This is a genomic window from Vibrio sp. Vb1554 (assembly GCF_033344235.1).
On the sequence record NZ_JAWPOJ010000008.1, the window covers coordinates 107,943 to 125,412 of the forward strand.

The window sequence follows — 17,470 nt, forward strand, 5'->3', positions numbered from 1 at the left end:
TATTTTAACCAGTGTTCTTTGAAGGTTTAAACGATGGATCAGTTACTCAATTGGCTTTGGGGTGGTCAAGGCGGTTATGGCTATGTCGTCTTGTTGTTAATCGCAGGCGTGTGCGCGTTAGCACTGATCTATTTGCACTTTCAGACATCACTTAAGCAACTAGTAACGGATTCTCCCTATCCAGTCATAGTGGTGGACACTAGCCATGCTCAGCTCTTGCTATCTAACCAGGCTGCGATGCAGTTGTTAGGCATTCGCTCTTTGGGAACGGGGTATTTGTATCCTGCTTTATTCGATATTCATGAGCTTGAGCAGTTTCTCGATCGCTTCTCTAGTCGTCATTTTCGTCAGCAGGCTTTTGACTGGCGACTATCTGATAGTGAATCTATTAAAGTGGAGCTGTCAGGCAGAAAGAGTTTATTGCGCAATCATCGAGTTTGGATTCTTTATGCTCAGCCATATCAAGCCACTCACCAAGAGCAGCAACAAGAACTTGCCCAATTAATCATCGCACGTTCGGCATTAGACTCACTTTCAGAGCTGATTTGTACCCAAGACCACCAAGGCAATCTATTAACGACCAATCGAGCATTTGATCAATTCTGGCAAGGGCGAAGGGAAGAAGCTTGCGCATCCAAGGCCTTGGGTGAGATGACCAGAAAAAGCGAACGTAAATGGACAACGGATCCACAAGGTCGAAGTTGCTTATTGGAAGTCAATCAAAACTCTCTTGTTTCGCCGAGTGGTGAGCTTATCGGTACGCTGTCTATTAGTCATGACGTGACTGAATGGCACAAGATGCAACAGAATCTGCGAGATGAAATGGAGCGTCGCAAAGATACTGAGGTGGCGCTAGCGCAAAGAGATACTATCTTACAAACGATTCTGGATGCCAGTCCGGACTCCATTGGTATTTTCAATGAGAACATGGTCTATCAAGCGTGTAATCAGCCTTTTGTTAAGGCGTTAGGCATTTCAAAAATTTCTGATTTGATAGGTAAGCGCCTCCAAGACGTGATTCCTAAAGAGATGTACGCGCGCTTAGCAGATAGTGACTTAGAAGCATTACGCCAGTTAGAGCCAGTTCGATACATAGATAAAGTCGTGAGTAGTGATGGTAAAAGTACGTGGTTTGATGTGGTGAAATCGCCTTTTAAAGATAAAGCATCAGGAACGAATGGTGTGCTGATCATGGCGCGTGATATTTCTGAGCGTTATCTTGCAGAACAAAAGTTGGAAAAAGCCAACCTAGAGTTAGAAAAATTGAGCTTTATGGATAGCTTAACTCAAGTATCGAACCGACGCCGTTTCGACGAACAACTGCAGGTATTGTGGTACCACCACGCTCGAGAAAAGCTGCCGCTCACCATCATGTTATGTGACATCGACTTTTTCAAAGATTACAACGACTGTTACGGTCACCAACAAGGTGATGAAGCGTTAGTCAGTGTCGCTACCGTGTTTACACAAGTCATCAATCGTTCTTCGGATTGTGTTGCGCGTTATGGTGGCGAGGAGTTTGGTTTTATCTTGCCGAATACCACCACGGAAGGTGCGCGCAACGTAGCACAGCGTATTCATGAGAAAATTCTACAGCTTGATATGGAACACGACAGTTCAGAAGCATCTGAACGCCTTACCGTCAGTATCGGTCTGGTCTCTTACATTCCTCAGCATGGTGATGAACCCGAAATGGGCATCGCTATGGCTGACAGTGCGTTATACCAAGCTAAAGCTGATGGACGTAATCGCACCTGTATTCACCCCAGTTCTTGCTAACGCTTTGTGACCGCTTGCTCTAAGTTGATAGCTGATTGTTTAAATCACCGTATTAAACACGTTAAACTTACAGAAGCGTGTGCGCTCGTTGGTTTATCTTTCTATCTCGTGTCACAAGCGCAGATCGCACCGTGTGTTTTTCACTAATCAAACAGACCTAAATTGCGTTAGGTCGAGTGCATTTACCTGTTTTTCATCATCGAATGGCGCTATCTAGCCACCACCATGGAGTAGTTAATGAAACCCATGAAAAACCTCGCCCAGTATTATGTCGACTTGCTAGTCAAACTGGGGATTGTTCGCTTCTCTATTTTGCTAGCCCTTGCGCTGGTGGCATTAGCTGTTGTGGTGCAGGTAGGGATTACTTTAGCTCTCAAAGGGCGAGTAGATGATATCGACATTGTCCGTTCGGTGTTTTTTGGTCTATTGATCACCCCTTGGGCGGTTTACTTCCTCTCTGTGGTTGTCGATCAACTAGAAGAGTCTCGCCAGCGTTTAACTAAGCTGGTGTCCAAACTGAAGGACATGCGTTCGCGAGATCAAGAGCTGAATTACCAACTTCAACAAAACATTGAAAAGCTTAACCAAGAAATTGAAGAGCGTATTAAAGCGGAAGAAGCACGTGAAGAGGCGATGCAAGACCTCGAAAATGAGGTGTTCCAACGCGAACGTACTCAATTAGAGTTGGCAGAACGTACCGCATTACTGCGTTCATTTATTGATGCCTCACCAGACTTAATTTACTACCGCAATGCGGATGGTGTTTTCTCTGGCTGTAACCGCGCGATGGAAGAGCTAACGGGCAAGAAAGAGCACCAGTTAGTCGGATTAAGCCCTTGGGATGTGTATAGCAAAGAAATCGCCGAGCATATCGTTGATACTGACCAAAAGGTTTTTGCCGATAATCAAGCAATTACTTACGAGCAATGGCTCGAATACCCAGATGGTCGCAAGCATTACTTTGAGCTGCGTAAAGTGCCATTTTACAGCAAAGATGGCCGCCACCTTGGTCTCGTTGGGTTCGGTCGTGATATCACTGAACGTAAGCGCCATGAAGAGTCGTTAGAGAAAGCAAGCCGCGACAAAACTACCTTCATCTCAACCATCAGTCATGAGCTGCGAACGCCGCTGAATGGCATTGTAGGCTTAAGTCGTATGCTTCTAGATAGTCCGTTGACAGAAGAGCAGCGTAAACACATGCAGACCATCAATGTGAGTGCGATTACGCTAGGTAACATCTTCAACGATATTATCGATATGGATAAATTTGATCGCCGTAAGTTAGAACTATTACCTGCGCCACTTAACTTCGAAGACTTCGTCGCAGAGATTGAGAGTATCTCAGCTCTGATGGCGGAACAAAAAGGGTTACGCTTTGACTTAGAACGTTTAAGCGACTTGCCAAAAGCAATTGAAGTGGATGCAACCCGTCTACGTCAGGTGATTTGGAACTTGGTCAGCAACGCAATGAAGTTCACCAAGGAAGGTGGCGTTGTGATGACAGTGAGCGCGGATGTCGAAGACGATTTTGCGACCATTATTATGGAAGTGGAAGACACAGGTATTGGTATCCCAGACGAAGAGCTAGATAAGATCTTTGCGATGTACTACCAAGTGAAATCAGGCAAGGACAACCTGCATGCGGTCGGTACAGGTATTGGTTTGGCGGTATCTAAGCAACTGATCAATATGATGGATGGTGACATTACGGTTACCAGTGAGGAAGGCTTTGGTAGCACTTTTACTGTATCGATCCACGTTCCGATTGTTGAACTAGCTGAGCCAGTCATTGATGCGAAACGCGACAATGTGCGCCTCAACATATTTATGGTCGAAGACATCGAGCTTAACGTAACTGTGGCTAAATCGTTACTAGAGAGCCTAGGGCACTCTGTCACCGTGGCAATGACGGGCCAAGAAGCGTTAGTGAACTTTGTGCCAGAAAAATACGACTTAGCGTTGTTGGATATCCAACTGCCTGATATGACGGGCTTTGATGTCGCCAATTATTACCGCAAGCATTATAACAATCTTCCTCCATTGGTCGCCTTAACTGCTAATGTAATGAAAGATCGTCGTGAATACTTAGATAACGGCATGGATGATGCGATCAGTAAGCCGCTGGCAGTGAATGCTATTCAGTCAGTGATTGATAAATTCTTCGCTCACCAGTTAGAACAACCTAAGGAAGTGGTGAGCGGTCCCGAAACAGTGGAAGAGCCAGTGCCTTCTCCTGTGATTGAGACACATTTGCTCGATATGGATATGTTAGAGTCTTACGTCGACATTGTTGGTGCAAAACCTGTCTACGACAGCATAAAAATGTTTGAAGATATGATGCCAGACTATATCGATGTCTTAGATTCGAACATGACAGCGAAAGATCAAGATGGGATTGTTTCTGAAGCGCATAAAATCAAAGGTGCTGCAGGTTCAATTGGCCTGAAACGTATCCAAAGTGTGGCGCAAAAAGCGCAATCGCCCGATATGCCAGCATGGTGGGAAAACATTTCAGACTGGGTTGAAGAGATCAAAAATGAATACCAAAACGATATTCAAGTCCTCAAAAGTTGGTTGGAACAAAGGAAATAACATGAAAAGAATCGCACCATTGGCATTAGTCATGGCATTGATGGCAGGCTGTAGTTCCGTTCCAAATGTGAATTGGCAACAAAACAGTCAGATTACGATTAATGAGGTTAATGTTGAGCTCAAAAGTAATTTATGGGTGAACCTCATGCCGAATATTGGGGACGTGGAAGAGCAAAGTATTCAAGGTGCACTTTACCTCGAAGGAGATCAGTTACTTCCTGCAAATCTAACGGCAGAAGCTCTTATTATTAAACAGGGGCAAAAAGAGTGGTTGGTGGACAGTGCGTCTTTAGATACTCGAACGCACAGTGAAAGCCGATGGGAGGTGGCGTTCTCGTCTCACATTGATGTGAACACAGAAAAATCGGTTGATATCGCAGTGCTTCTAGACGATGCGGGTAAACAGCGTTGGTTAGTCGAAAAGTACGTGAAGATTAACAAGGTTTATTAACCGCAATGATGTTGCATTAGTCGTTAGACCTAAAACAAAAAGGGCTTGCTCAATGAGCAAGCCCTTTGCATATTAGCGGTTAAATCTAGTCTTCTAGATCGCCACAGAAGCGGTAACCTTCGCCGTGGATAGTGGCGATGATTTCTGGCGTACCTGAAACAGACTCAAAGTGCTTACGGATACGACGAATCGTTACGTCTACAGTACGGTCGTGTGGCTTAAGTTCACGACCAGTCATCTTCTTAAGAAGATCTGCACGAGTTTGAATCTTACCCGGGTTCTCACAGAAGTGCAGTAATGCGCGGAACTCAGAGCGAGGTAGCTTGTAGCTATCACCAGCAGGGCTTACTAGAGAGCGGCTGTTGATGTCTAGTACCCAACCGTTGAATTCATACTTTTCTACCGAGCGCTTCTCTTCTTGCACCGCGTTAGAGCTCATTGAGCGACTAAGTAGGTTACGTGCACGAATAGTTAGTTCACGTGGGTTGAATGGTTTAGTGATGTAGTCATCTGCACCAATCTCAAGACCTAGGATCTTGTCTACTTCATTGTCACGGCCTGTCAGGAACATTAAAGCAATGTTCGCTTGCTCGCGTAATTCACGCGCTAGTAGAAGGCCATTCTTGCCTGGAAGATTAATGTCCATAATAACCAAGTTGACTGAGTTATCAGACAACACTTGGTGCATCTCTTCACCGTCACTGGCTTCAAAAACAGCGTATCCCTCTGCTTCAAAAATACTCTTAAGAGTGTTACGAGTTACTTGCTCATCTTCAACGATAAGAATCTGCGGGGTTTGCATTGGCGGTACCTAAATTTGTGACAAAATTGTGCTAATAGAATAAATTCTAGGCAAAAATATAACATACAGGTAATGTGATTTTGATAATAAATCAAGTTGATCAAAAAAACACTTCTTTCAGTTATCCGCCCTCCATGGAATTTTGCCAACTCACCAGTATCCAATGGCGACGTTTATTCTAAAGGGCTTGTTTACCTTTCATTTCCTGCTTTCAGTGGGGCCTGAAACGTAAACACCCTAAGATATTGAGCGGATTTTATATTGTTAACAGCATGCTAACAATGCTCAAATGTTAATTCCATTCAGTTTGTTGATTTATATCAATTGATGAAATGTAACTGTTATTAATCGTTTAAGACTTATGATAGAAAAAAGTAATAAGAACATAGACGCATCGTTATGGAATGCTTATTCAGAATCTTTTTTCAGATTCGAAGCCGAGTGGCGTGTTTCAAACTATGCTGTGATAACCGCTTGGAACCCATACAGTAACTTGAGGTCCAAAGAAGAGAACAGCATAAACAATCACGCGTTAGAAAAACAGCTACAGCACGTTAATTACGCGCCTGTCACGGTAGGTGATAGCGCTTTTACATGGTATGAGGAAAGCTTTGCCGTCGAGTTGTCGCCAGAGGTAGCCGTTGAATTGGCGAGTGACTTTCAACAAAACGCGATTTATTACGTCATTAATGACCAACTTTATCTTATTGCGTGCTCGCAGCCGAAAGTTTTTCATACGTTAGGCTCCATTAAACCTCGGCTCGTATAGAAGGTATAGAAAAGGATACTGCTCACTGAAGCACCGCTTGGGTGAGAAAATTCACGGAGGAAATATGAGAGACATTACACCCGATATTTGTGACCAATTTGAAGACCAAGTGAGCTTGCTTACTTTACCATTGCAGAACTTTGGTCAACGTAGCGCTTTTTACGGTGAAATCGTTACGGTGCGCTGCTATCACGATAACTCGAAAGTGCGTGAAGTACTGGGCGAAGATGGAACGGGTAAAGTATTGATTGTTGACGGACATGGATCGTGTCAGAGAGCATTACTCGGCGATCAATTAGCGATACTCGGAATAGAAAATGGGTGGGAAGGTATCATTGTCTATGGTGCAATACGCGACGTAGCACAAATATCTCAAATGGACATTGGCGTTCAAGCTCTTGGCACCAACCCGTTTAAAACAGAGAAACGCGGGATAGGAGAGGTAAACGTAACCTTAACGATGCAAAACCAAATCGTTCAACCTAAGCACTACGTTTACGCGGACTGGAACGGTGTGTTGATTTCTAAGCAAAAGCTGGACTTCTAAAAACGAAAGCCTAAACCAACCTCAAAGCCTTGTTGCCAATCTTGGTAATCAAGAGTCGCGTGAAGATCCAGTTTATCGGTAATTTTTACGCGACTTGATACTTCAGCCGCGAGGCTACTGTCGTCTTGGCGAATACCTTCCGCTGTTTCGTTCTTGTAAGAGCGAACTGTACTTTTCAGCGTGACACGATCATTAAAGTGATAGCTGATCCCACTCAAAAAACCACTTTGATTTTTGGTAGGAGAGTTATTGACTCGCGCACCGACATAAACGTCTACCGAATCAAAAAGTTCGTAAGCGTAACCCGTATCGATATTCCAAACATCAAAACTGTCAGACTGATAACTGTCGCTGGAAATGAATAGTTTATGAGGAGAAGGGGATGTTTTACCTGGAAGCGGCGGAAGCTCGTTTGCTAGACAAACACCAGGCACAAAAAACAGCAACAGAAAAAGCCCTCTTTTCATGTTCACCACTCCTTGTGTCAACTTTTTATTAGTATGCGCCCAAAGCTTCTCACTATTAAAGCATAGAATATGAAAGCTAGCTCACCTATTTTCTAAATAATTCGATCCTATGAACATAAGTCACAGTTAAGTTGTTGTTATGTGTCACAACCCTCTCGAATTATTTGATCGTACGTTTTATGGCAAAGATCAGACTAGTTATTAGATAAAAAACCGAACTGGTGATGATGGTTAAGTCCTTTACAAAAACTAACTGTAGATTTTTAAATGATCAATAATGTGTAATTAACTATAAATATCAATGACATTGCTTAGCAGAATTCTCTGAAAGATGGAAAAACAAACAATTTTTTGTTGACTATGTATCAGAAACTCGGTAAACGTAGAGTTAAGCAAACACAATTAACGTTGAATATTTATTTATGCCATCTAACAGCCTAGTAGTAATGACCACGACCATTATTATTACCGACACGACACATGTTGGGGCAGGCTGCTGAGCGAAAGAAATTCACAAAAAAGGCCTGTATCCAACAAGATACAGGCCTTTTTTTATGCTTTTTTATCCAGAATTTAGACAAATTTAAGAAGATATACCGGAGGAAGGGATGCGAGTATTGAAGTTTGGCGGATCATCACTAGCTGATGCAGATCGCTTTTTGAGAGCGGCAGACATTATTGCCAATAACGCTCAACAAGAAGAAGTGGCGGTTGTTCTTTCCGCTCCTGGTAAAACAACAAACAAATTGGTTGCGGTCATTGAAGGCGCATTGCGCAATGGTGAAGCAGAACTACAAATCAAAGAGTTGGAGGAGTCGTTTAAAACGCTCTTCACTCAAGTCCAAGCAGTACTACCCAATATCGATGGTTCAGCTTTCGATAACCAAGTGAAAACTTCTCTCTCTCAATTACGCCAATTCGTTCATGGCATCAATCTTCTTGGCATGTGCCCAAACAATGTTAATGCACGTATTATTAGCAAAGGCGAACGCGTTTCGATTCAATTGATGAAAGCGGTGTTAGAAGCCAAAGGCCAGCCTGCACATCTTATCGACCCAGTTGAATACCTATACGCAAAAGGTGATCACCTTGAAGCCATGGTTGATGTAGACGTTTCAACGCAAAACTTCCGCCAAAACCCTCTTCCTCAGGGCCATGTGAACATCATGCCAGGCTTTACCGCAGGTAACGAGAAAGGTGAATTGGTAACTCTTGGTCGCAATGGCTCTGATTATTCGGCGGCGGTTCTTGCGGCGTGTCTGCGCGCAGATTGTTGTGAGATCTGGACTGATGTAGACGGTGTATACAACTGCGACCCTCGTTTAGTGGAAGATGCTCGCTTACTCAAATCTCTTAGCTACCAAGAAGCAATGGAGCTTTCTTACTTCGGTGCTTCCGTTTTGCATCCGAAGACCATTGCTCCTATCGCGCAGTTCCACATCCCATGTCTGATCAAAAACAGCTTTAACCCACAAGGTGCAGGAACTCTGATTGGGCAAGACACTGGTGAAGACAATCTGGCGATCAAAGGTATCACGACGCTAAACGACCTAACTATGGTTAACGTCTCCGGCCCAGGTATGAAGGGTATGGTTGGCATGGCAAGCCGCGTGTTCGGCGCAATGTCTTCCGCTGGTGTGTCTATTGTTCTTATTACTCAGTCTTCTTCTGAGTACAGCATTAGCTTCTGTATTGAGGCAGAAGATAAAGCAAAAGCGCAACAAGTACTGGCCGATGCGTTTGAGTTGGAACTGAAAGATAGCTTATTAGAGCCGGTCGAGTTTATTGATAATGTTTCAATCATAACGTTGGTTGGTGACGGCATGCGTACATCGCGCGGTGTTGCATCTCGCTTCTTCTCATCTCTTGCTGAAGTGAACGTAAACATTGTAGCCATCGCACAGGGCTCATCTGAGCGTGCTATCTCAGCCGTGATTCCTGAAGATAAAATCTCTGAAGCGATCAAAGCGTGTCACGAAAACCTATTCAACTCTAAGCACTTCTTAGACGTATTCGTGGTTGGTATTGGTGGCGTTGGTGGTGAGCTGGTGGATCAGATCGAGCGTCAACAGGCGAAGCTTGCGGAAAAAGGCATCGTTATTCGCGTGTGTGGCTTGGCAAACAGCAAAGGTCTTTTACTTGATAGTGAAGGTCTGCCACTCGAGCATTGGCGTGATCGTATGTCGGCAGCGACAGAAGAGTTCAGCCTAGCGCGTTTGATTTCTTTGGTTCAACGTAACCACATCATCAACCCAGTATTGGTTGACTGTACATCAAGTGAAGATATCGCGAACCAATACGCTGATTTCTTAGCTGCTGGTTTCCATGTCGTTACACCAAATAAAAAAGCAAACACAGCAAGCATGGCTTACTACCATCAGCTTCGCGATGTTGCGCGCAGCTCTCGTCGCAAGCTGATGTACGAAACAACTGTGGGGGCGGGTCTACCGGTAATCGAAAACCTGCAAAACCTAATCTCAGCGGGTGATGAGCTAGAGCGCTTTAGCGGTATTCTTTCTGGCTCTCTGTCATACATCTTCGGTAAGTTAGATGAAGGTATGAGCCTAAGTGAAGCTACTAATATCGCAAAAGAAAATGGTTTTACTGAACCGGATCCTCGTGATGATCTTTCTGGTATGGATGTCGCGCGTAAGCTTCTGATCCTAGCTCGTGAAGCAGGCATGTCTCTAGAACTAGAAGACGTTGTGGTTGATCAAGCACTGCCACCAGGTTTTGATGATTCTGGTAGCGTTGATGAATTTATGGCGCGTTTACCTGAAGCAGACGCTTACTTTAAAGAATTATCTGCAAAGGCAGCGGAAGAAGGCAAAGTACTGCGCTACGTTGGTGAGATTAATGAGGGCAAGTGCACAGTAAGCATCGCAGCGGTGGATGAAAACGATCCAATGTATAAAATCAAGGACGGTGAAAACGCACTGGCATTTTACAGCCGTTACTATCAGCCAATCCCACTAGTGTTACGTGGCTATGGTGCAGGCACCGAAGTAACGGCTGCAGGTGTATTTTCTGACGTGATGCGTACTTTAGGTTGGAAACTAGGGGTATAACAATAATGAGTTCAAGTGATATGGATGTAGTGGTTTATGCCCCAGCATCAATTGGTAATGTAAGCGTTGGCTTTGATGTGCTGGGGGCTGCCGTGTCTCCAGTGGATGGCACACTATTGGGTGACCGTGTATTGGTGAAATCTGGGGCTGATCCGTTCAGCCTTAAAACGGCGGGTGATTTTGTTGAGAAATTGCCAACTGAACCAAAAGAGAACATCGTTTACGACTGTTGGCTTGTGTTTGCTCGTGAGTTAGACAAAAAAGGCGTTGAGCTAAAACCACTTGAGATGACGCTAGAAAAGAACATGCCAATTGGCTCTGGTTTAGGCTCAAGTGCATGTTCTATCGTTGCTGCATTAGATGCATTGAACCGATTCCATGGACAGCCACTTAACGAGACAGAATTATTGGCGCTGATGGGAGAGATGGAAGGTAAGATCTCTGGTGGTATTCACTACGACAACGTTGCGCCATGTTACCTTGGTGGTGTGCAACTGATGCTTGAAGAGTTGGGTATCATCAGTCAAGAAGTGCCTTGCTTTGATGATTGGTACTGGGTGATGGCGTATCCGGGTATCAAGGTATCAACGGCGGAAGCGCGTGAGATCCTACCATCTCAATACCGCCGACAAGATATCATTGCTCATGGTCGCCACCTTGCGGGCTTTATTCATGCGTGTCATTCTGGTCAGCCAGAACTTGCTGCAAAAATGATCAAAGACGTGATCGCAGAACCGTATCGTGAGAAACTGCTTCCAGGTTTTGCGAATGCACGTCAATACGCAGCGTCTGCGGGTGCATTGGCAACCGGTATTTCTGGCAGTGGTCCGACACTGTTCAGTATTTGCAAAGAGAAAGATGTCGCTGAGCGAGTTGCTCGCTGGTTAGAACAAAACTACGTACAAAACGAAGAAGGATTCGTCCACGTTTGTCGTCTAGATAAGCAGGGTTCGAAAGTAACAGGAAGTGAGCTATGAAGCTTTACAATATAAAAGAAAATGATGAACAAGTTTCCTTTGGCCAAGCCGTTCGCCAAGGGTTAGGCCGTAACCAAGGTCTATTTTTCCCATCGGAATTACCAAAATTTGAAGATATCGATGCGCTGCTTGCAGAAGACTTTGTCTCTCGTAGCACTAAGATTCTATCGGCGTTAATTGGAGATGAACTTACAGAGGAGAAAGTGAATGCTCTTGTTGATGCTGCATTCCAATTCCCTGCGCCTATCAACCAAGTAAGAGATGGTGTTTACGCACTGGAGCTGTTCCATGGCCCAACGCTTGCGTTTAAAGACTTTGGTGGTCGCTTTATGGCGCAATCTCTTGCAGCCGTTTCGGACGGTGGCAAGATCACCATTCTGACAGCAACTTCTGGCGATACTGGCGCAGCCGTTGCGCATGCTTTCTACGGTATGGAAGACATCAACGTTGTGATTCTTTACCCGAAAGGTAAGATCAGCCCACTGCAAGAGAAGCTATTCTGTACGCTTGGTAAGAACATCCATACTGTCGCGATCGATGGAGACTTCGATGCGTGTCAGGCACTGGTTAAGCAAGCTTTTGATGATTCTGCACTGCGTGAAGAGATCGGTCTGAACTCTGCAAACTCAATCAACATCAGCCGTTTGATGGCGCAAATCTGTTACTACTTTGAAGCAGCTGCGCAAATGAGCAAGCAAGAGCGTGAAAACCTAGTGGTATCAGTACCAAGTGGTAACTTTGGTAACCTAACTGCTGGTCTACTGGCAAAAGCGCTGGGCTTGCCTATCAAACGCTTTATCGCGGCAACTAATGCCAATGACACTGTTCCTCGCTACCTAGAAACAGGTAAGTGGGAGCCAAAACCAACAGTCGCAACAACATCGAACGCGATGGACGTGAGCCAACCAAACAACTGGCCTCGTATTGAAGAGCTGTGCCGCGTGAAAGAGTGGGGCTTGGAGACGTTAGGTAAAGGCGCAGTATCTGATGAGCAAAGCGCACAGTCAGTGAAAGATTTACATGCTCTAGGCTACCTATGCGAACCGCATGGTGCGATTGCTTACCGAGTGCTTGAAGAACAATTGCAAGACGGTGAAACCGGTCTGTTCCTATGTACTGCTCACCCTGCGAAGTTCAAAGAAGTCGTGGATGATATTCTAGAATCCGATATCGAGCTTCCTGCGCCACTAGCGAAGCACGCTGCGATGGAGCTGCTATCGGAAGAGCTCGACGCAGACTTTGACGCATTGAAACAAGTACTGCGCCGCGTGCAGTAAGCTTCAAAGTATAGTAAGTATCAAAAACAGAAATAACGAGAGGTGAATGAGTAATCATTCACCTTTTTTATTGTCGGTAAGTTTTGACTCTCTTTATGATTGAGAAACGAACTTAACTAAATGAGATGGAAAGAGAAGCATGCATTTTTTGATTTTTCTTGGCTCAGTGAGAGACAGCACGCCACCACGACCAGCCCGTTTAGGAATGCGAGTCAGTAAAGCGTGTGAAAAACTCATCGCGAGTCAACATTCGCAACATACGGTCGAAATCATCGACCCTTTGAATTACGACTTTGGTGATGTGTTTAAGCCCGAGTTTGCTTATCACCGCTCTAAAGTTCCGCAGAACCTAAGTGAGCTGGCAGACAAAATCAAACATGCGGATGGGTATGTGATGGTTAGCCCGGAATATAACCATTCGATGAGTCCTGCTCTGGCGAACACGCTTAACCATTTCGGCAGTTCGCTGTTTTCTTACAAGCCGAGTGCTATCGTGACCTATTCTGCCGGACAATGGGGTGGTGTTAGAGCTGCCGTTTCTATGCGTACCTTCTTATCTGAACTTGGATGTCTACCTGTCTCTGCGATGATCCACATTCCGAAAGCGCAAGAAGTCTTTGATGAACAGGGCGTTGCTGCGGATGAGTCGGAGCAGACGCAGTGGGACAACTATATGAATCGCACTATGCATCAATTGATTTGGTGGGCAGAAGGGGCGTCACTGCAAAGAGATAGGCTTGATCCAACCTCTGTAGCGCAAGCGTTTCAGAAAGATCCTTCGCAAAGAAATGCACCTCAGAGGCGAGTTGCTTTCCATTATAGAAAGGGGTTAGAAGGATTCTGAAACAAAAAAGCTTGGTCATTGCTGACCAAGCTTTTTAAATTCTAGCGAGCTAGTTTACTGAGAGATTATAGAGTCTCAGTAAAAGTACGAGCGATTACATCACGTTGTTGCTCTGGAGTTAGCGAGTTAAAACGTACTGCGTAACCAGAAACACGAATAGTTAGTTGTGGGTATTTCTCTGGGTGTGCAACTGCATCTTCTAGTGTTTCGCGTTTAAGCACGTTCACGTTTAGGTGTTGGCCGCCTTCGATACGAGGAGCAGTTTCGATTGCAACTTCACGGCTTTCGTATTCACCTAGGTCGCTGATTGCGATAACTTGGTCTGCTTCGTAGCCAGCAGTTGCAGCAACACAACGAGCTTCATTTTTTTCGCTATCTAATAGCCAGATAGAGTTTAGTAGGTCGTCGTTTGCCGCTTTTGTAATTTGGATACCTTGGATCATCACTATCTCCTAGACCACTTACGTGGTGATTATTGGTGTTAATTTTCGAATTTTCGTTGAGCTGAGTATTATATAGCTAATATCCACTATTTTAATATTGATTTAAGTCAAAAAACAACCAAAAACATTATTTTTATTAAGGTAATTTTATTGAGTTAAATCAATAAAACCTTTGAAAACAAACTAATTACAATTTATTTGATAATATAAAAAATATTTAATAACTAGTTTCGTTGTAAATTTACTACAAATTGAGATTAAAGTTTAAACTGGTTAACGCAACTATCTGTATTTAGGTAGCAATACTGAAAGTCTAAAGTGATTAAATGACAAACATGAAAAACAAGCTTGGGAATAAACTCATTGGTGCACATGTCTCTGCTGCTGGTGGGGTCGATCAAGCTCCGTTGAGAGCTCGTGAAATTGGCGCGAATGCATTCGCACTATTTACAAAAAACCAACGCCAGTGGGTGGCGAAGCCTTTAGAAGCAAAAACCATCAGTGCGTTTAAAGCGAACTGTAAAATGCTGGGTTTCGGAGCAGAACATATTCTTCCCCATGATTCTTATCTGATTAACTTGGGTGCGCCGGAAGAAGAAAAGCTGAATAAATCCCGCGCGGCATTTATTGATGAAATGGAGCGTTGTAATCAGTTAGGGCTGACTTTGCTTAACTTCCACCCGGGTAGTCACCTAAAGAAAGTCTCTGAACAGGAGTGCCTCGCAACGATCGCCGAGTCGATCAATCTTGCGCATAAAGCGGTGCCGAATGTGATCGCTGTTATCGAGAATACGGCAGGTCAAGGCACTAACTTAGGCTGGAAGTTTGAGCACCTTGCTGAAATCATCGAGCAAGTGGAAGATAAAGATCGTGTCGGCGTTTGTATTGATACCTGCCATACCTTTACGGCTGGTTATGACTTACGTACAAAAGAAGATTGCGAGCGCACCTTTGCAGAGTTCGACCGTATCGTAGGTATGCACTATTTAAGAGCAATGCATCTAAATGATTCAAAAGTAGAGTTTGCCAGCAAAGTAGATCGCCACCATTCTCTAGGTAAAGGAGAGATCGGGTGGGATTGCTTTGAGTACATCGCAAAAGACCCTCGTTTTGATGGTATCCCTCTGATTTTAGAAACAATTGATCCAGATATTTGGCAGCAAGAGATCGACACGTTGCGTCAATTCCATTTAGCGGCCATTGCCAGTTAATGGCGTAACCACAAAGTTGGCACCTTTCTTTCTTAGTCATTGAACATCAATCTCTGAATTAGCAAAGAAGGATGCCAACATGTCTCGACCACTCTCTTTTACTCCTTATGCTTACACTCGTCGCGTGCTTCGCTTACCGATGCCTAATCGTCACATTACCGGACGGGGGCATTTTCGAACGCCACAGAAGCATTAGTCTTTTATTACTTGTCTCAAGTTCGTGGTAAGTTTTTGTTTGTTTGAGTTTCGCTCGTTAGAATAGAAGCAAAATTTAGGACAGGAACTTTCCATGAATCAGTCACCCACTTGGCACGATGTGATCGGCGAAGAGAAAAAGCAGAGCTACTTTGTAGACACCTTGAATTTTGTTGAAGCCGAACGCGCCGCAGGCAAAGCTATTTTTCCTCCCGCAAAAGATGTCTTTAACGCGTTTCGTTTTACCGAGTTCAAAGACGTTAAGGTCGTGATTCTAGGACAAGACCCATACCACGGCCCAAATCAGGCGCATGGCCTGTGTTTCTCTGTACTTCCTGGCATTAAAACGCCACCGTCACTGGTTAATATGTATAAAGAGCTGGCGCAAGATATTGAAGGTTTCCAAATCCCTCAGCATGGTTTTTTGCAAAGCTGGGCTGAACAAGGCGTATTGTTACTCAATACGGTATTAACGGTGGAGCAAGGTAAAGCGCATTCACATTCAAAGACAGGTTGGGAAACGTTTACTGATCGAGTGATTGAAGCCATTAATCAGCATCAAGAAGGTGTAGTGTTCTTGCTGTGGGGTTCACATGCACAGAAGAAAGGTCGTTTTATCGATCGCAATAAGCACCATGTGTTAGCTGCCCCACACCCATCGCCACTTTCTGCACATCGAGGCTTTTTCGGTTGTAAGCATTTCTCTCAAGCAAACCAGTTGCTTACATCACAAGAAAAAGCACCAATTAACTGGCATTTGCCATTAACGGTATAAATGAAGAGACAGCGATCATGGATGCTATGATCGCTGTTTTTTTGAGCATGCTCGAGGCTGATAGTAAATTTCTCATGTACACTTACTAAAAGTAGGTGTTAAGGAGAGACGCTATGATGATCGAAAGAATTCGACGCGAACATGGTTATATGGTTCGTCTGTTGGCGATACTGCGCCATAAGCTTAATGAGATAAAAAAAGAACGTGTAATCAACTATGCGTTAGTAAGCGAGATTGTTGATTACCTCTCTAATCATTCGGAGAAAGTACACCACCCGAAAGAAGATATCCTCTATCACCACTTTCTTGAACACTATGGTAAGCAACAAACCATGGAAAATTTAGAGAAAGAACATCTAGAGTTAGCTAGTAAAACCAGAGAGTTTTCATCCGTGATAGAGATGATCCTTCAGGATGCTGTTGTGCCACAAGACATGTTCGTCGCTCACCTAGAAGATTTCATTGAATCGCAAAGGCGCCACTTGGAGCTAGAAGAGCGAAAAATTTTGCCTCTCATTGAAGAGTTATTTACCACAGAAGATTGGCAGCATGTCGAGAGCTTATGGAGCGTCAGTGAGGATGATCCTGTGTTTGGTGACACGATTGCTGATCGTTATAAGCAGTTGGCCGAACGTGTTCGTCAAAGTGATACTGAGTATGTTTAAGCCTGAGTGATGAAACCTGAGCGAGCGAAAGCCGTCTCTCGGGTTTGTGAGATACATTTCTTATTTATTGGGAATCAACCGAAAATTTAGTGTGCATATTTCTCGGCAAAAAGTACGGAAGATTCTCATTGAGTAATAATGGTATTCATACTTAAACCTTGGTACATAAACTCACGGTGTTTACGGTCACTGTAAACAAAAAACAAAAGGCACCTGTAAGGTGCCTTTTGTTTGAATTAGAGTTTAATGTCTTCCAAGTTATAATCGGTACAGACATCAAGTTCGCGCAGCTCTTTAAGCAAATTGCGTCTGTCGTTCATCTCTTCTATTTCACGCCACTTTCGCTTTACTGGTTTGGCACGAGATTTGGTTGTTGAGGTAGTATCCAGATTAAAAATGTCATCTAGTTGAAAGCCTTCCATAAGCCACCTTTACCTTTCTTAAGCTAAACTGTTGTAACCAGTCCTTGTGGAGTTTTTTAAGTACCACAATAGCCGTGAGAATAAACATGATATATTTCGCATTTGTGTCGGTAGCATGACATTTTCGTGCAAAAATATTCTCAAAATCACACTTTTTATTGCAACGATGTGGATAAAAAATGCACA

At 44.0% G+C, this 17,470-nt stretch carries 17 protein-coding genes and 1 other annotated feature; of the genes, 13 read left to right on the forward strand and 4 right to left on the reverse strand.

From position 1 onward, the window contains the following. Positions 1–33 precede the first annotated feature (33 nt). The 3 genes from R8N28_RS09145 to R8N28_RS09155 all read left to right on the forward strand — a co-directional run bounded on the left by R8N28_RS09145 (position 34) and on the right by R8N28_RS09155 (position 4,822). Positions 34–1,779: a GGDEF domain-containing protein gene (locus R8N28_RS09145; protein ID WP_213869787.1), complete on the forward strand. Its 1,746-nt coding sequence runs from the start codon at positions 34–36 to the stop codon at positions 1,777–1,779. Positions 1,780–2,016: 237 nt separating this feature from the next. Further along, on the forward strand, positions 2,017–4,371 hold the full coding sequence (gene arcB / locus R8N28_RS09150) for an aerobic respiration two-component sensor histidine kinase ArcB (protein WP_005381826.1): 2,355 nt from the start codon (positions 2,017–2,019) through the stop codon (positions 4,369–4,371). A gap of 1 nt (position 4,372) precedes the next feature. Next, complete coding sequence (locus tag R8N28_RS09155) at positions 4,373–4,822, forward strand: hypothetical protein (protein ID WP_054574283.1); 450 nt, start codon at positions 4,373–4,375, stop codon at positions 4,820–4,822. Positions 4,823–4,907: 85 nt separating this feature from the next. On the opposite strand, the gene arcA is transcribed toward R8N28_RS09155, so the two are convergent. Next, positions 4,908–5,624 (reverse strand): two-component system response regulator ArcA, encoded by a 717-nt coding sequence (arcA, locus tag R8N28_RS09160; RefSeq protein WP_005381824.1) that lies wholly within the window; start codon positions 5,622–5,624, stop codon positions 4,908–4,910. Between the two features lie 361 nt (positions 5,625–5,985). Here arcA and R8N28_RS09165 point away from each other — a divergent pair, with 361 nt between their 5' ends. Further along, entirely contained in the window at positions 5,986–6,393 is a 408-nt protein-coding gene (locus tag R8N28_RS09165; RefSeq protein WP_005381823.1) for a DUF3293 domain-containing protein, read from the forward strand. Between the two features lie 64 nt (positions 6,394–6,457). Next, the gene (locus R8N28_RS09170; protein WP_005381822.1) at positions 6,458–6,940 is read left to right on the forward strand and encodes a putative 4-hydroxy-4-methyl-2-oxoglutarate aldolase; all 483 of its coding nucleotides are present in this window, start codon (positions 6,458–6,460) and stop codon (positions 6,938–6,940) included. Here R8N28_RS09170 and R8N28_RS09175 read toward each other — a convergent pair. Further along, positions 6,937–7,407 (reverse strand): hypothetical protein, encoded by a 471-nt coding sequence (locus tag R8N28_RS09175; protein ID WP_005381821.1) that lies wholly within the window; start codon positions 7,405–7,407, stop codon positions 6,937–6,939. The two genes, R8N28_RS09170 and R8N28_RS09175, sit on opposite strands and share 4 nt — an antisense overlap. Positions 7,408–7,829: 422 nt before the next feature. On the opposite strand from R8N28_RS09175, the gene thrL reads away from it, so the two are divergent. The 5 genes from thrL (at position 7,830) to R8N28_RS09200 (ending at position 13,573) form a co-directional block, all read left to right on the forward strand. Next, positions 7,830–7,907, forward strand: coding sequence for a thr operon leader peptide (gene thrL, locus R8N28_RS09180; protein WP_074192076.1), 78 nt, complete (start codon positions 7,830–7,832; stop codon positions 7,905–7,907). After that, positions 7,843–7,962: a sequence feature (Thr leader region), on the forward strand. It overlaps the preceding gene by 65 nt. Before the next feature lie 53 nt (positions 7,963–8,015). Continuing rightward, positions 8,016–10,475: a bifunctional aspartate kinase/homoserine dehydrogenase I gene (gene thrA, locus R8N28_RS09185; RefSeq protein WP_054578516.1), complete on the forward strand. Its 2,460-nt coding sequence runs from the start codon at positions 8,016–8,018 to the stop codon at positions 10,473–10,475. 20 nt (positions 10,476–10,495) lie between these two features. Further along, complete coding sequence (thrB, locus tag R8N28_RS09190) at positions 10,496–11,452, forward strand: homoserine kinase (RefSeq protein ID WP_017635074.1); 957 nt, start codon at positions 10,496–10,498, stop codon at positions 11,450–11,452. Then, a complete protein-coding gene (gene thrC, locus R8N28_RS09195) occupies positions 11,449–12,729 on the forward strand; it encodes a threonine synthase (RefSeq protein ID WP_025768425.1) in 1,281 nt (426 codons plus the stop codon). The genes thrB and thrC overlap by 4 nt, the downstream gene beginning before the upstream one ends. A gap of 139 nt (positions 12,730–12,868) precedes the next feature. Then, on the forward strand, positions 12,869–13,573 hold the full coding sequence (locus R8N28_RS09200) for an NADPH-dependent FMN reductase (RefSeq protein WP_170893689.1): 705 nt from the start codon (positions 12,869–12,871) through the stop codon (positions 13,571–13,573). A 65-nt stretch (positions 13,574–13,638) separates the two neighbouring features. Here the strand turns inward: R8N28_RS09200 and grcA are convergent, their stop codons facing one another. Continuing rightward, entirely contained in the window at positions 13,639–14,016 is a 378-nt protein-coding gene (gene grcA / locus R8N28_RS09205; RefSeq protein ID WP_005381814.1) for an autonomous glycyl radical cofactor GrcA, read from the reverse strand. Between the two features lie 326 nt (positions 14,017–14,342). On the opposite strand from grcA, the gene nfo reads away from it, so the two are divergent. The 3 genes from nfo to R8N28_RS09220 all read left to right on the forward strand — a co-directional run bounded on the left by nfo (position 14,343) and on the right by R8N28_RS09220 (position 16,862). Further along, positions 14,343–15,227, forward strand: a complete 885-nt coding sequence (gene nfo / locus R8N28_RS09210) for a deoxyribonuclease IV (RefSeq protein ID WP_053304353.1) — start codon at positions 14,343–14,345, stop codon at positions 15,225–15,227. Positions 15,228–15,516: 289 nt separating this feature from the next. Next, a complete protein-coding gene (ung, locus tag R8N28_RS09215) occupies positions 15,517–16,197 on the forward strand; it encodes a uracil-DNA glycosylase (RefSeq protein WP_005382846.1) in 681 nt (226 codons plus the stop codon). 113 nt (positions 16,198–16,310) lie between these two features. Beyond that, on the forward strand, positions 16,311–16,862 hold the full coding sequence (locus tag R8N28_RS09220) for a hemerythrin domain-containing protein (protein ID WP_017821507.1): 552 nt from the start codon (positions 16,311–16,313) through the stop codon (positions 16,860–16,862). A gap of 236 nt (positions 16,863–17,098) precedes the next feature. On the opposite strand, the gene R8N28_RS09225 is transcribed toward R8N28_RS09220, so the two are convergent. Next, the gene (locus tag R8N28_RS09225; protein ID WP_005381805.1) at positions 17,099–17,284 is read right to left on the reverse strand and encodes a DUF3545 family protein; all 186 of its coding nucleotides are present in this window, start codon (positions 17,282–17,284) and stop codon (positions 17,099–17,101) included. Positions 17,285–17,470 lie beyond the last annotated feature (186 nt).